The following is a 13,115-nucleotide window of genomic DNA, read 5'->3' as shown; positions in this document are numbered from 1 at the left end:
CGCCCGAACAGCCCGCCCGAACGGCTTCCCGCCCGAACGGACTCCGGCCCGGTGGCCGGTGGGCTACGACGCCGCCGCACGGTCCGCGCTCCCCTCCGCCCTGCGGCCCGCATGCTAAGCATCCGGTATGTCCGACGCCGGGGCACTTGTCCTCATCATGACCCTCGCCGTGCTTGCCCCCGCCCTCACCTACCTGGCGGGTCGCTGGCTCGCCGTGCCGGTGGTGGTCGTGGAGATCCTGCTCGGCGTGGTGGTCGGGCCCGACGTGCTCGGCTGGCTCCGCCCCGACGACCTCATCGAGGTCCTCTCCCAACTCGGCCTGTGCACCCTGATCTTCCTCGCCGGATACGAGATCGACTTCGCCGCAGTCTCCGGGGCCGTACTGCGGCGTTCGGTCAGCGCCTGGCTGGTGTCGCTGGCACTGGGGCTGGGCGCGGCCGTGCTGGTCGCCACCGGAGGGACGGACGCGGCGCTCTACGTCGGAGTCGCCCTCACCAGTACGGCGCTGGGCACCGTACTTCCGGTACTGCGCGACGCAGGGGGGCTGCGCGGACGGCTCGGCTCCGCCGTGCTCACGTACGGCGCCGTCGGCGAGTTCGGGCCGATCATCGCCGTCGCGCTGCTGCTCTCCGGCCGCGCGCCCGGTCGTGCCGCGCTGGTACTGACGGCGTTTGCCCTGCTCACTGCCGGGGCCGTGTACCTGGCCACCCGTCCCAAGCCGCCGTGGTTCGCCGCCGCGGTCGCCCGCACTCTCGACACCAGCGCCCACTTCCCGGTGCGGTGTGTGGTGCTGCTCCTCGCCGCCATGCTGGCGATCTCCCGCGCGTTCGGGCTTGACGTACTGCTCGGCGCGTTCGCCGCCGGTGTGCTCACCCGGCTGGTCCTCCGGGATGCCGCGGCCGCCGACCGCAAGGCCACCATGAGCAAGATCGAGGGGTTCGGGTTCGGCTTCCTCGTCCCGTTGTTCTTCATCAGCACGGGCGTCGGCTTCGACCTGGACGCGCTACTCGGCGGCGGCCGACCGCTGTTGCTTCTGGGAGTGTTCCTCGTGTCGTTCCTCCTTGTGCGGGGTCTGCCGGTGGTGCTGTTGGCACCGCCGGGCATGCCGCTCCGGGAACGTGCCGGACTCGCTCTGTACTGCTCGACGGCGTTGCCACTGGTCGTCGCGATCACCTCCTTGGGGGTCAGCGGCGGCAGGTTGGAGACGGCCGAGGCCGCCGCGTTGGTCGGTGCCGGAATGCTCTCCGTGCTGGTGTTCCCGCTGCTCGCGACCCGCTGTGTGCCGGCTGAGGCCGATGCGGCACCCGGCGGGCGGCGGGTGAGCTCGGGGGAGTGGTGAAGGCCCGTGACGTCGGCGTCGCCCCGCCGTCTCATGCGCGGGAGCGGACCTCCTCCGCCAGCGACTTGTCCAACGACACCCGCACCAGGCCGGCCGCGAAGGCCGCCGCGTCCTTCTTGGCCGTCAGCTTCGCCAGCTTTCCGGCCGACCCGGGAAGGCCGACCCGCTCCGCGCCGCTCTCCGCCTTCGAGTCCAGATAGGGCGCCACATCCGGCCAGACCGCCTGCACCTCGCGCAGGAAGATGTCCGCCCCCACCGGCCCCATCCCCTTCATCTCCCGCAGTCGCTCCCGCAGCGTCGGCAGATCGCCGTCCGCCTCGTCGTGGAGCCGACGCAGATCCCCGCCGTAGTGGTCGCGAACGTACTGCGCGGCCTCGCCGAGCATCGTGGACGTGCTCTCGTCGTACCTGCGGTAGCCGCCCTCGCCCAGGGCGTCCACCCGCTCCTGCCAACTTGCCTCGGCCATCGACCGCGGTGTCCGCAGACCGTGGGAGTAAAGCGCGCGAGCCGCACCCACCGCGGCGTCCGCGCGGATCCGGGCACTCAGCAGGGTGGCGAGCACCAACAGCTGGTAGAGCGGCTGCGGCGTGTCCCGCAGCCGGATGCCCGCCTCCTCGGCGTACGTCCGGCCGCACACCTCGAGCAGAGCTCCCGCGGTGCGGCGCTCATCCGCGCCACTCATCGCGGCGGCTTCAGTGGGTCGTGGCCGAGCCGCATCAGCCGACGCCTCCAGTGCTTCTGGCCGGCCACCGGCTCGAGGTCGCCACGGCGTTGCTCTCCGACCGTCCGGACGACCTCCCGCATCACCCGCAGGTCCTTGTCCGTCAGATCCGTACGGCGCTTCTGCAGCACCGCGAGCACAGCACGGCCGTCCGGCGTACCAGACCGCTCCGGAAGCTCTTCGGTGTTCTCGGCGGCGCTGTCCGTCCGCAGCCACTCGCTCAGCTCCTGGGAGGTCATGTTCACCATGCGATGGAACTCCTCCCACAGCTCGTCACGCTGAAGCGGATCCTCCGCCACGGTCCTTCTCCTCTCGTCGGACCCCTGCCGCCGACACCGCCCGGGGCGTCAGCGTTCTCTCGTAGCTCCGGACAGACGGGGGAGACGGCTCTCAGCTGCCGCTCGCGGAATTCGGCTCGGCAGGCCCCGGCTTGTCGCCCTCACGGCGAATCCGGTGCGCCGGATCGGTCTCCTCTTCGCCCGCATCGGGCACCTGGCCGGCGTCGGGCGGGTTGGCCATCTCCGGATTGCCGGAACCCGGTTCCGTTGTCTCGTGGCCCACCGTGGGCGCGGCGCCGCTGCCGTGAACGCGCCTGTCCTCCGGAGGCGTCTCCTCGCCCTCCGGCGCCTCTTCCGTGCCGTAGTAGCTGATCTCGTGGGGCATCAGCCGTCGGCCGTCGTGCGGCATCTCCGCGTCGGCGCGGTGCTCGTGCAGCTCTCCCACCGGCCCCGAGTCCGGTAGTGAGGGTTGCTCCTCCGGGCGCGGCTTCGGCGGCTGCCGCCGCAGGAACCGGATGCCGACCACCACCGCGGTGATGAGGATGACTACCGCGGCCACGCCCACCAGGAACGGGGCGATGCCGACCAGGAAACCGCGCTCCTGTGCGTACTCGAGCAGCGCGGGATGTGTCGTCACAGCGTCCGCGACGGTGGATCGCTCCACCAGTGTGGTGTTCATCCGGTACTGCCTCCCTCGCCGTCACCCTCCGGGTGCCCTCCGGAGCGTCCGCATATCGCTCCGGGCACTGTTTTCCTCCGTACGGCGCACCACCCGGGGTCGGCCGGCGCCCTGCGGACGCGGCGGCCCCAGCGGATGTGCGGGAATCGACGTCACGCCGCGGCGGCGTTGCCGCCCGGTGAGTCACCGCCGTTCCCCTCCGCCCAGCGCAGCACGGCGCCCAGGCCGCCTACCGGGACGTCCTCCGTCCCCGCTTCCTCCTCCGTCAGGACCACGACGTCGCCACCCGTCGCGGCGACGCTGCGGAGCAGCGCGTCGTCGGCGCGGGCCGACGCCGGTTCCGGCTCACCGAGATAGCGGGCGTCCGTGCGGCGCACTGCCACCTGGTCCGGGCCCCGGCCGATCCAGACCTCTCGCTGGAGATCCGATCCGCCCGGCCGCAGCAGCAGCGTCTCGACGCGGTGCTCCCGAGCCGCCTCCACGAGGGCCGGCACACCCTCCACGGCGGTCACACCGCCGTTGTGCTCGGCACGGCCCATGCGGAAGCGTTCCAGGGCCTCCGCGTTCCGCCGGTGCCGCTGTTCGACGATGAGCTCCTCGATCTCCTCGTCCAGCAACCTGGACTGCGACCCTTCGGCCCGGCCGCCGTGCCTGGTCTCGACGACCGACGCGTTGAGCGCGGTCGGCAGCTTGTCGTGCACGGAGCGCCGCTGCCGCGGGTCGCCCACCAGCAGCACGACGTCCGCGCCGGTCTCTTCGACCGTCTGCGCCACACCGGAGGCGATCTCGGCGGCGTTCTGCTCCCAGGTGTTCTCCACGGAGAGCTGGAAACGCCGCTCGGACCAGTCGACGGTGGGCGTGCGGGTGAGGGGCCAGTCCCGCCCCGTGACACCGCCGGCCTCCTGACCTACGCCTCCTGCCCGGCGCAGCTCGAAGTCCGCGCCCTGCTTGTCGACGTACGCCACCAGGCAGGTGTGCGGCTCCGCGATCCGTTCCATCAGCGGAGTGAGGTGGGGGACGGGTGTCCAGTGCGTTTCCGGCAGCGGCGGCGGCTCACGCAGCGGTACCGTCAGTCGAACCCCGCCCTCCCTGGCGAACACGGCGACACCGGGATGCTCCGGCCTCGGCTCACGCAACGCCGCGAACACGGCGTCGCAGGTCGCGCCGTCCGCACCCTGCGAGTCGAGTCGGCTGCGGGCCTCCCGCGCGGTGAGTTCCTGCTGGGACTCGGCGCCGGGGCCCGGCTGCGCGCCTGCCATGTACACGGACGCCCAGGGCCCGGCTTCGTCGAGGACGGGATTGAGGAATGCGAGATCCATGACTCCTCCACGGTGGTACGGGCTACGGCTGACGAGTGGGTTTGCCGATGAGTCGGCTCGGAAGGCGCGTGGCGCCCGGCTGGTGGGCCGAGCAGCGGGTTCGAGAAGGTTCCCGCGCCGCACACAGCGCGCCCCCGCGCGGCCTCAGGCGCCGAACTCGCGCAGAGCCGCGTCGCAGAACGCCTTCAGATCGTCCGGCTTGCGACTTGTCACGAGCGGGCCTGGGCCTTCCTCGCAGACCCGGACCTGCTCGTCGACCCAGGTACCGCCGGCGTTCTTGATGTCCGTGCGCAGACTCGGCCACGAGGTCAGCGTCCGTCCTCGGACGACATCGGCCTCGACCAGCGTCCACGGCCCGTGGCAGATGGCCGCCACCGGCTTGCCGGACTGACTGAACGACTTCACGAAGGCGACCGCTCCGCTGTCCAACCGCAGGAAGTCCGGGTTGGCGACGCCGCCTGGCAGCACCAAGCCGTCGAAGTCGTCCGCCGACACCTTGTCGACGGTCACGTCCACGGGAAAGGTGTCCGCGGCGGTCAGGTGGTTGAACGCCTGGACCTCACCTGGCTTCGGGCAGACCAGCACCGGCTCGCCGCCGGCGTCCTTCACCGCCTGCCAGGGGTCGGTCAGCTCGACCTGTTCGACTCCCTCGCTTGCCACCAGAAACGCGATACGCATATACGCCTCCTTCTGGTCTCGGCTTCGGCCCGCGGCGCTTCGGTTCCGCGACTCAGACCCGGCGGCCCGCGTCGCAAGGGCTCTGCCCGCTTCCGGACCTGGCGGCCCCGCCGGGAAGGGCGAGGGCCGCAGCGGCATGGGCCCCATCCTGCCCCGCCGTCTGCCTGTCAGCATGCCGGCCGTCGGTAGGTCGACGCCGACACGGCGCCGCTCGGCAGGAGCCTCCGGAACGCCGCACTCTCACATCACACGCCTTGCCGTAAGCGACGCGAGTATGCCGTCGACGCACGAGATTCACGTGGTGGTCGGTGCGCGGCGGGATATCAGACCGCCTGGTGGTGGAAGCTCTGCGAGGCGGCCGTCATGCACCTCAGCCGTTCGGTCGACCGCTCTCAGATGCGACCGGTCATGAGTGACCACGACCGTAGCCGTGCACCGCTCGTGAGTGAGGTTGACCAGGAGGTTCATCACGGCGGCCCCGCGTTCCTGGTCGAGGGCGCTGGTGGGTTCGTCGACCAGGAGCACCGAGGGCTCGTTCATGAGCGCTCGTGCGATGTTGACGCGCTGCCGTTGTCCGCCGGACAACTGGTGAGGGCGCCGGTCCGCCTGCTGGGAGAGACCGACCGTGTCCAGCAGCTCCAGGGCGCGACGGCGGGCGTGCCGCGGGCGCCGCCCAGCGAGATGGGCCATGACCTGTAGCTGTTCCGCGGCGGTGAGGGAGGGAAGCAGGTTGGGCTGTTGGAACACCACCCCGATGTGGTTTCGACGGAGCTCGGCGAGCGCTCCAGGGCCGAGGGTGCGGGTTTCCCGCCCGGCGACGGTGACACTGCCGCTGTCCGGGGTGATGAGCGTCGCGGCCACCGCAAGGAGACTGGACTTCCCCGAACCCGAAGGGCCGACCACGGCGACGACCGTTCCTGCCGGCACCTCGAGCGAGACCTGATCCAGCGCTGTCAGTCGGCCGGTGCCGTCGGGGTAGGTCAGGGTGATGTCGGTGAGGGACAGGTTCATCGGGCACTCCCCAATGCCGTGAGTGGGTCGACGGCGGTGACGCGGCGGACCGCCAACACGGCCCCGAGCAGGCCGAGGGCCGTCATGGTGAGGGCGGGGAACAGGACGGTGGCCGGTTCCAGTACGAACGGCACCGTGTCTCCCAGTGCGACGCCGGCCAGGGCTGCGAGGGCCGTGCCGACTCCCGTGCCCAGCACCAGCAGCACCACCGCCTGCCCCACGGCGTCCCGCAGGAGGTAGCCGGTAGAGGCTCCCAGCGCCTTCAGAACGGCGATGTCGGTACTGCGCTGAATCGTCCAGACGGTGAAGAAGGCGCCGATGACCAGCGCGGATATCAGGAACAGGAAGCCGCGCATGAGTTGGAGCGAGCCGTTCTCCGCCGTGTAAGAGCCGATCGCGGCGAGCGAGTCCTCAACGGTGACGGTCCTGGTACCGAGCCGCCGATCGACGGCGCCGATGTCCGGGGACGCGGAGGAGTCGACGCGGAGAGCGATCACGGTCGCCACCGGCGGATCGTCCGCCTCGGTGGCCTGGTCGCCCGCCTGATCGTCTCGCCCGACCTCTACGGCCCGCGGCGACGCCAACGGCTGCCACACGTCGAGGGAGGTCCATACGACGGGGGTGTGGCTGAACATCGACCCTTCGGCGATGCCGCTCACGATCAGCTGCCGGGCGCCGAGCCGGAACGTGTCTCCGACAGTCAGCCGCAACTCGTCGGCGGCTCGTTGCGACAGCACGGCCTGTCGCGAATCCAGCTTCGCGTCCGGGGCGAGTGGTGAGCCCGGTGTGACGCCGAACGCCGCCACGGCGCGGTTGACTGCTCCTGCCTCGGCGCGGGTCATCGCGATGCCTAGCGGATCGGCGGAGATGACGCCTGGTGCACTTCGCCAGGCGGTCAAGGTCGTCTTCTCGAGTCGTGAGTCGGCGAAGGACACGCTCTCCCCGTCGGGGGCCGCGGCGAACACGAGCCTGTCGGCGGGCAGCGAGGTGATCGCCTGCGTGTTCTCACGGCCGAGCCCGGCGGTCAGCCCGGACAGCAGGCCGACGAGAAGCGCGATCAGGGTGGTCACGACGCCCATGAGCGCGAACCTGCCTCGTGCGAAGCGCAGGTCCTTGCAGGCGACGAACACGGTTGTCCCCTCTCTCGTAGTGGCGGCACTCGTGGCGGCGCGTTCTCGCCCGCTGCGGTGCCGGTTCAACTGTCCGGGGCTCGGTGGTGCGCGAGCATCGGCTCCATGGCGGTATCGCTGGAGTCAAAAGGTGCACTGGGCTTTACACCTTTTGGCTGATGGCGGAGCGCCGCCCGGGCCTCTAAGGTCAAACCAGCGCGATCGGCCTCTGCTGAGGCATCGGCGGGCCGGCAGCTCTCGAAGCCCGGTGACACTCCCCCCGCCCGGGCCCCCGACCGAGATCGCTGAACGAGCGAAGAGGCGACGAGCCCGCGACGAGCCGTGACGGCCCTCCTCCCCGGCTGACACCGATCGCCCCCACGTCCCGACTCACGTGGGTTGTGGAGACGCGACGGCGAGGGTGCCTGCCGGCAGGAGACCCAGGGCCAGGCTTCCCTCGAGCGGTGAGCCACGGCCGAGGCTCTTCCCGTCCTGACCGCGCGACACGACTCGACGGCCCCGTCTCCGGCGTCGCCCGCCGGGCAGGCGCGCGACTCGTGGGGCCGCGCGGTGATGTTGCGAACATTCGACAGGTCCAAACCCTTTGGAGGCGCCGTGGAATCACGATCACTGACACCCGTCCTGCGTGTACTCGCCGGCTGCGTTCACCTCCTCGTCGCAGCCTTGCTGACCCTGGCCGCCGCGCGTGCACTGCTGGGTGCCTCCGAGGTACGCGGCTCACCGGCCGCGGTCCTGGTGGCCGCCGTGCTTGTCGCAGCCGTGTACGCCCTGGGGCCCGTCTTGGCGGGCGCGCGGATCTCGGCGCGGGTCTCAGCGCGGGCGACCGGTCTCTGGCTCACCGGGCTGCTGCTCTCCTGGCTGGTGCTTCTCGCGCTGACGCCTGACGGTGTCTGGCTCGCCTTCCCGTTGTTCTTCGTCGAGCTGTATCTGCTGCCCGTGCGGTGGTCGCTCCCGCTGGTCGCGGCGACGACGGGAGCTGCGGTCGCCGGCTTCGGCTGGCACGCCCACGTCCTCACGATCGGAACAGTGGTCGGGCCGGTGCTCGGGGCCGCGGTGGCCGTGGCGGTGGTGCTGGGCTACCAGGCGCTGTACCGGGAGAACGTCCGACGTCAGGAGCTCATCGAGGAGCTGACCGCGGCACGCAGCGAGCTGGCGGCCGTCGAGCGCACGACCGGTGTGCTGACCGAGCGCGAACGGCTGGCCCGAGAGATCCACGACACCCTCGCCCAGGGACTGTCGAGCATCCAGTTGCTGCTTCGTGCTGCCGAGCGCGAGCTGCCCGACCGCCCCGACGTGGCGTCGGACCACGTTCGGCAGGCCAGGGTCGCAGCTGTGGACAACCTCGCGGAAGCGCGACGGTTCATCCGCGCACTGACGCCCCCGGACCTTCAGCGGGGTTCCCTGCCGGCAGCGCTGAGGCGACTGTGCGAGGCGACGGCGACGGCTTTGACCTCCGCCCCGGCCGGTGCCTCCCAGGATGCCCCTCGGCCGACAGCCGGGTCGGTGGGGCGGGCGAGTGGCGAGACGGGGCGAAGTGCCCTGATCGTGGAGAGTGCGGCAGGGCGCCCCGCGAACCAGGCGGGGCGAAGACCAGGCGGCGACCCGGAGGTAACCGATGGTGACCCGGATGACACAGGCATTTCTGGCACGCCTCTTCCCCGTGCTGAGTCGGACCGGCCTTCTGAAGTCGTGGGTCGTCTGGAAGGTACTGCGGTGGGCCTACCGCAGAGCGGCGTCGGTTCGCGCTGCCCGGGCGGCGGCACGTCACACCATGGTGAGGAGGACGCACGGGCGGGGCGGGGCGGTGACGCGTCATCGGAAGACGGCCGTGACGGAGCACGGTCGGCGGCGGGGTCCGGGCCCGAGAGCTCGCGGCTCCTGTCGGAGGAAGCCGCGGTCACGAAGGCGGCGGCGCACGGCGGGGAGGACCGCGTGGGGGAGGGCCGCGAGGTAGCGGTGGTAGGCGGCGCGGGAGCGGTTGTGCCAAGGGGCCGACCGGAGGTGCGTTTCCATCTGTCCGGTGAGCCAGTGGTGCTGCCGACCCCGATCGAGGTGGCTCTGCTGAGGATCGCCCAGTCCGCACTCGGCAACGCGCTCAGCCACGCGGACGCCGGCCGGGTCGAACTGACGCTCAGCTACATGTCCGCGCCCGGGGAGGCCGAGGTCGCGCTGGACGTGGTGGACGACGGCATCGGGTTCGTGCCCGAGGAGCTGCCGCCGCCCGGCTCCGCTCCGGACGGCGCCGGGTTCGGGCTGGCGGCGATGCGGGCGCGAGCGCACGCGCTGCACGGCACGTTTGTCGTGGAGTCGGCTCCTGACCAGGGCACCGCCGTTGCTGTCACCTTTCCGTTCTCCGTCGCCGAAGACTCGGGGCAGGCAGTGTGATGACAGACCGACCGATCCGAATTCTCATCGCCGACGACCATCCCGTCGTGCGCGCGGGCTTGCGGGCCATCCTCGAGCTGGAGCATGACTTCGAGGTGGTCGCCGATGTCGCCACCGCCGAGGAGGCGGTGTCCCTGGCCGCCGAGACGCCGCTTGACGTCGTGCTCATGGACCTTCAGTTCGGCGATCGGATGCTCGGTTCCGAGGCCACGGCGAAGATCACCGCGATGGCCGGAGCGCCGCGGGTGCTGATCCTGACCACATTTGGAACCGACGCCGACATCGTCGCCGCGATCGAGGCCGGCGCCACGGGCTACCTGCTCAAGGATGCTCCGACCGAGGAACTGACCACCGCGATGAGAACGGCCGCCGCGGGGAGGTCGGCCATCGCGCCCACGGTCGCACTCCGACTCATGGACAGGGTGCGGCAGCCCAACGCGGTGTTGTCACGGCGCGAGACGGAGGTTCTCCAACTCGTCGCGGAAGGGCTCTCCAACGTGGCGATCGCCAAGCGGCTCTTCCTCAGCCAGGCCACCGTCAAGTCCCATCTGGCGCACATCTACACGAAGTTGGATGTCGACTCACGCACCGCGGCCGTGGCGGCCGCGACGGCTCGCGGACTCATCCGCATATGAGCGCGGGTGGGTGGCGCACCCCCGACCATGTGACGTTCCGTGATCGTGGCGACACGTTCGTGTCACGAGTTGATCAAGATCCGCTTCGGGTGCACAACCTTTCCTGCTGTCGATTCGTCCGATTGAAGTTGGTCTGAGCGTTAACATCCCCTCAAGAAAGGGGGGTTGTTGCCGTCAGGGCTTGGAATGCGGGGCCCGGGTCTATTAACGTTCGATAACGCAGCGCGGTCGTCACAGCCGTCACAGAGGCGGCGCCGTGCGCCTTGGCCGAATCCTGCACGTGTGTGATCAACCGTCACTCGCACACGAAGGGAACCGGGGAACCACTTCCTTGGGGTGAATCGGGCAGCTTCTCCGAAGCCGCCCGTAGGAGACCTTCCTGCTCCGAACCCGTCAGCTAACCCGGTAGGCGTGAGGGAAGGAAAGGAGAACGCCTCCGTGGCGTCTAGCAGGCCTGCCGCCGATACCGTCAGCACCGCCATAGTGCCGCCTCCCGCCTACGGGCCGGACGTCGAGGACTCGTGCGGTGAGTGGAACCCCACCGCTGACTCCGTCCGCCCGGTCCGTGGCCGCCACCGTGTGGCCAAGCAGCGCGGCATGGGCCGTAGCAGCGCAGTGCTGGGCGTCGGCATGGTCGCCGCGATAGGCGCCGGTGGAATGGCCACCGCGAATGACAAGCCCAAGGCCCCGGTGTCGGTTCCCGACCTCGGGGCGCTGGTGGACAAGCTGCCCGCCGCCTCCGACCTTCCCGGCTTCGGCGGCCTGGCCGACAAGGCCGACGCCGAGTCCACCGCGCAGGCCGCCCCGCTCACCCAGGTCGGACTGACCAGTCAGGACGCCGCCGCCGGGCAGACCGACGCCGGTGAGGCGCTGCGTGCCCGGATTCTCCAGCAGGCCGACGCACAGCAGGCCGCCGCCGACACCCAGGCGCGAGAGGTTGCCGCCAGCGCCGCGGCGGCGGAGGCCGCCCAGGAGGCCGCCCGTCTCGCGGAGGCGGAGCGGAAGGCCGAGGAGGAGCGCCGGCGTAAGGCCGAGGAGGAGCGGAAGCGCAAGGCGGAGGAGGAGCGGCTGCGCAAACTGGCCGCCAGCTACACCCTCCCCCTCGCCAACTTCCAACTCACCTCGACGTTCGGCGAGTCCGGTTCGATGTGGTCCAACAACCACACCGGCCAGGACTTCGCCGCGCCGACCGGCACGCCGGTCAAGGCGGTCCACACAGGCACGATCAAGGAGGCGGGCTGGGCGGGCGCGTACGGGTACCGCATCATCCTCCAGCTCGAGGACGGTACTGAGGTCTGGTACTGCCACCTTTCCTCCATGACCCGTACGAGCGGCCAGGTCACCACAGGCGACACGATCGGCCGTGTCGGCTCCACCGGCAACTCCTCCGGTCCGCACCTCCACCTCGAGGTCCGACCCGGTGGCGGCGACCCGATCAACCCGCTTGTCTGGCTGCGCAGCAAGGGCCAGGCGATCTGAACCGCCCGGCGTGGTTCTTCGCACCCGTCCGGCTGCTCGTGCCGCTGATCGGCGGCACGGCCTCCGACTCTCGCCTTTCCCTGCCCGCGGGCGTGCCGTACCCCCACATGGCGCACCCGCGTCCCACACGTGCCGCCGCCCTCCCCGCGGGCGGTGGTGCACACTCCGGCGGTCCTGGTGGACACCCCCCGACACCAGGGCCGCCGGTTTCCCCGGTCGGGCGGACCGCCCTGCTCGGGGTGTGAGTTCGGGTTCCGCGGGCGCGCGGTTCACTCCTCCCGTCGGTGGTGGTGCGCGGCGCGCCGGAGCCTGTTGGGGTGAAGGGCCGCGCAGGCGCGGCCGTGATAGCCCGAGGTGCGCCTGAGGCGGGTGACATGGCCGACCGGCCTGGCGTCGGTACAGGCGCGAGCCTGGTCGTCCGTGAGGGCCGCCGGAGTGGTGCGTGCGGTGCCGAGCAGCCCGGTCAGAAGCGCCTGTACGGTGGAGAGCGCGGAGGTCAGGATGGTGCGGAGAGGCATTTCGCGTCCCTTCGGGTCGTGAGAGGTACGCGTTGACTAAGGCCGACAAGGCCGCGCCCGGAACGGCTTGTTGCGTGGCGGTGACGGGATGTCACTGTTGCGTGTGGTGCAGAAGCCTTCCTTCCACGGCCGTGTAACAGTGCCGTGCGGCGGAGTGTGTCACGCGCTCTGGCGGGCGAAGCGCTGGAAGTCGTTGTGGGGGCGCACCCACCCTTCTGCGTGGAACGCCGCCGTTCCCTGAGCTGACAGGCCGGGATCGGCGAGGGCGCGGCTGACCCACGACTCGGGTGTGGGGCCGAAGAGGCTACGCAGTCGGGCGGACTCGGCGAGCAGTGAGCTGATGACGGTCCACTGGTCGGCGGTTCGGCGTGGGCTTTCGTCCGAGTGGCTGAGAAGGCCGCGTGCGTTGACGTAGACGTGCACGCCGTCGACCGGCAGTGGCCGTCCGTCCGTGGTGCTGACCGGCACGTCGGCCATCGGGAGGAACGCCCGCCAGCAGTTGGGCAGTTCGGTGGCGTCGACGGCCGCGAGCTGGGCGGGCGTCAGCCAGGTGACGGTCAGCGGCGTGACGACGCCGGGGCGCAGGCAGGGAGAGGCGGAGACGTAGCCGGGCCGGCTCAGGTGCCCGGAGAGTCCGACCGCGAGTCCGCTCACCCGTACCGGCACGACGGGAACGGTCCGACTGACCCCGGCGTGGGTCAGTTTGTGGTGCAGCTGGGCCGGAGAGCCGTTGGAGCCCACGGCCAGGACGGCGACCCGTCCGGATCCTGTGATGGGAAACGATCCGAGTGGCAGCAAGTGGTCATCTCGCAGCAGCGACGGTTCGTCCACCCACCTCCCCGGGTATGACAGGGTGCCCGCAGCGGTACGGCGTCGTGGCCCGCGTCGACCAGCCGTCTCGCGGGTCCCGCGGTGCCGCTCATGTGCCCGCCCGCCCGTAGAC

12 protein-coding genes, 2 pseudogenes and 1 riboswitch are annotated in these 13,115 nt (G+C 70.9%); of the genes and pseudogenes, 5 read left to right on the top strand and 9 right to left on the bottom strand.

What is annotated here, in order from left to right; genetic code table 11:
- Nucleotides 1–127 precede the first annotated feature (127 nt).
- Nucleotides 128–1,339, top strand: coding sequence for a cation:proton antiporter (locus FNX44_RS15580; protein WP_143648851.1), 1,212 nt, complete (start codon nt 128–130; stop codon nt 1,337–1,339).
- A gap of 31 nt (nt 1,340–1,370) precedes the next feature.
- Here FNX44_RS15580 and FNX44_RS15575 read toward each other — a convergent pair whose 3' ends face one another.
- The 7 genes from FNX44_RS15575 to FNX44_RS15545 form a co-directional block, all read right to left on the bottom strand.
- A complete protein-coding gene (locus FNX44_RS15575) occupies nt 1,371–2,021 on the bottom strand; it encodes an HhH-GDP family DNA glycosylase (RefSeq protein WP_143648850.1) in 651 nt (216 codons plus the stop codon).
- The gene (locus FNX44_RS15570; protein ID WP_143648854.1) at nt 2,018–2,308 is read right to left on the bottom strand and encodes a DUF3140 domain-containing protein; all 291 of its coding nucleotides are present in this window, start codon (nt 2,306–2,308) and stop codon (nt 2,018–2,020) included. Before FNX44_RS15570 ends, FNX44_RS15575 begins: the two co-directional genes overlap by 4 nt.
- 142 nt (nt 2,309–2,450) lie before the next feature.
- Nucleotides 2,451–3,017, bottom strand: coding sequence for a DUF6479 family protein (locus FNX44_RS15565; RefSeq protein WP_143648849.1), 567 nt, complete (start codon nt 3,015–3,017; stop codon nt 2,451–2,453).
- Nucleotides 3,018–3,169: 152 nt separating this feature from the next.
- Nucleotides 3,170–4,336, bottom strand: coding sequence for a baeRF2 domain-containing protein (locus FNX44_RS15560; protein WP_143648848.1), 1,167 nt, complete (start codon nt 4,334–4,336; stop codon nt 3,170–3,172).
- Between the two features lie 144 nt (nt 4,337–4,480).
- Nucleotides 4,481–5,014 (bottom strand): type 1 glutamine amidotransferase domain-containing protein, encoded by a 534-nt coding sequence (locus tag FNX44_RS15555; RefSeq protein ID WP_143648847.1) that lies wholly within the window; start codon nt 5,012–5,014, stop codon nt 4,481–4,483.
- A 294-nt stretch (nt 5,015–5,308) separates the two neighbouring features.
- Nucleotides 5,309–6,025: an ABC transporter ATP-binding protein gene (locus FNX44_RS15550; RefSeq protein WP_143648846.1), complete on the bottom strand. Its 717-nt coding sequence runs from the start codon at nt 6,023–6,025 to the stop codon at nt 5,309–5,311.
- Entirely contained in the window at nt 6,022–7,155 is a 1,134-nt protein-coding gene (locus FNX44_RS15545) for an ABC transporter permease (RefSeq protein ID WP_143648845.1), read from the bottom strand. Before FNX44_RS15545 ends, FNX44_RS15550 begins: the two co-directional genes overlap by 4 nt.
- Nucleotides 7,156–7,707: 552 nt before the next feature.
- Here FNX44_RS15545 and FNX44_RS15540 point away from each other — a divergent pair.
- The 4 genes and pseudogenes from FNX44_RS15540 to FNX44_RS15525 form a co-directional block, all read left to right on the top strand.
- Nucleotides 7,708–8,598: pseudogene (locus FNX44_RS15540) on the top strand (sensor histidine kinase); the annotation flags it as partial.
- A 558-nt stretch (nt 8,599–9,156) separates the two neighbouring features.
- Nucleotides 9,157–9,540, top strand: a pseudogene (locus FNX44_RS28960) (sensor histidine kinase); the annotation flags it as partial.
- On the top strand, nt 9,540–10,175 hold the full coding sequence (locus tag FNX44_RS15530; RefSeq protein ID WP_143648844.1) for a response regulator: 636 nt from the start codon (nt 9,540–9,542) through the stop codon (nt 10,173–10,175). The pseudogene FNX44_RS28960 and the gene FNX44_RS15530, both read left to right, overlap by 1 nt.
- 283 nt (nt 10,176–10,458) lie before the next feature.
- Nucleotides 10,459–10,602: riboswitch (cyclic di-AMP (ydaO/yuaA leader) on the top strand.
- An 11-nt stretch (nt 10,603–10,613) separates the two neighbouring features.
- Complete coding sequence (locus tag FNX44_RS15525; RefSeq protein WP_407699154.1) at nt 10,614–11,654, top strand: M23 family metallopeptidase; 1,041 nt, start codon at nt 10,614–10,616, stop codon at nt 11,652–11,654.
- Nucleotides 11,655–11,923: 269 nt separating this feature from the next.
- Here FNX44_RS15525 and FNX44_RS15520 read toward each other — a convergent pair whose 3' ends face one another.
- Together FNX44_RS15520 and FNX44_RS15515 are read right to left on the bottom strand one after the other, a co-directional pair.
- A complete protein-coding gene (locus tag FNX44_RS15520; protein WP_143648843.1) occupies nt 11,924–12,172 on the bottom strand; it encodes a hypothetical protein in 249 nt (82 codons plus the stop codon).
- A 159-nt stretch (nt 12,173–12,331) separates the two neighbouring features.
- Nucleotides 12,332–12,838, bottom strand: a complete 507-nt coding sequence (locus FNX44_RS15515) for a hypothetical protein (protein WP_143648842.1) — start codon at nt 12,836–12,838, stop codon at nt 12,332–12,334.
- Nucleotides 12,839–13,115: the final 277 nt, after the last annotated feature.

It is taken from the genome of Streptomyces alkaliterrae (assembly GCF_007097205.2).
In the GTDB taxonomy this organism is placed as follows: Bacteria; Actinomycetota; Actinomycetes; order Streptomycetales; family Streptomycetaceae; genus Streptomyces; species Streptomyces alkaliterrae.
This window is presented reverse-complemented; position numbering and strand designations above follow the sequence as displayed.

What these genes read in the sequence shown, in the direction of transcription:
- FNX44_RS15580 (WP_143648851.1), top strand. Translation starts at nt 128, where the DNA reads ATGTCCGACGCCGGGGCACTTGTCCTCATCATGACCCTCGCCGTGCTT.
- FNX44_RS15575 (WP_143648850.1), bottom strand. Translation starts at nt 2,021, where the DNA reads ATGAGTGGCGCGGATGAGCGCCGCACCGCGGGAGCTCTGCTCGAGGTG.
- FNX44_RS15570 (WP_143648854.1), bottom strand. Translation starts at nt 2,308, where the DNA reads ATGGTGAACATGACCTCCCAGGAGCTGAGCGAGTGGCTGCGGACGGAC.
- FNX44_RS15565 (WP_143648849.1), bottom strand. Translation starts at nt 3,017, where the DNA reads ATGAACACCACACTGGTGGAGCGATCCACCGTCGCGGACGCTGTGACG.
- FNX44_RS15560 (WP_143648848.1), bottom strand. Translation starts at nt 4,336, where the DNA reads ATGGATCTCGCATTCCTCAATCCCGTCCTCGACGAAGCCGGGCCCTGG.
- FNX44_RS15555 (WP_143648847.1), bottom strand. Translation starts at nt 5,014, where the DNA reads ATGCGTATCGCGTTTCTGGTGGCAAGCGAGGGAGTCGAACAGGTCGAG.
- FNX44_RS15550 (WP_143648846.1), bottom strand. Translation starts at nt 6,025, where the DNA reads ATGAACCTGTCCCTCACCGACATCACCCTGACCTACCCCGACGGCACC.
- FNX44_RS15530 (WP_143648844.1), top strand. Translation starts at nt 9,540, where the DNA reads ATGACAGACCGACCGATCCGAATTCTCATCGCCGACGACCATCCCGTC.
- FNX44_RS15520 (WP_143648843.1), bottom strand. Translation starts at nt 12,172, where the DNA reads ATGCCTCTCCGCACCATCCTGACCTCCGCGCTCTCCACCGTACAGGCG.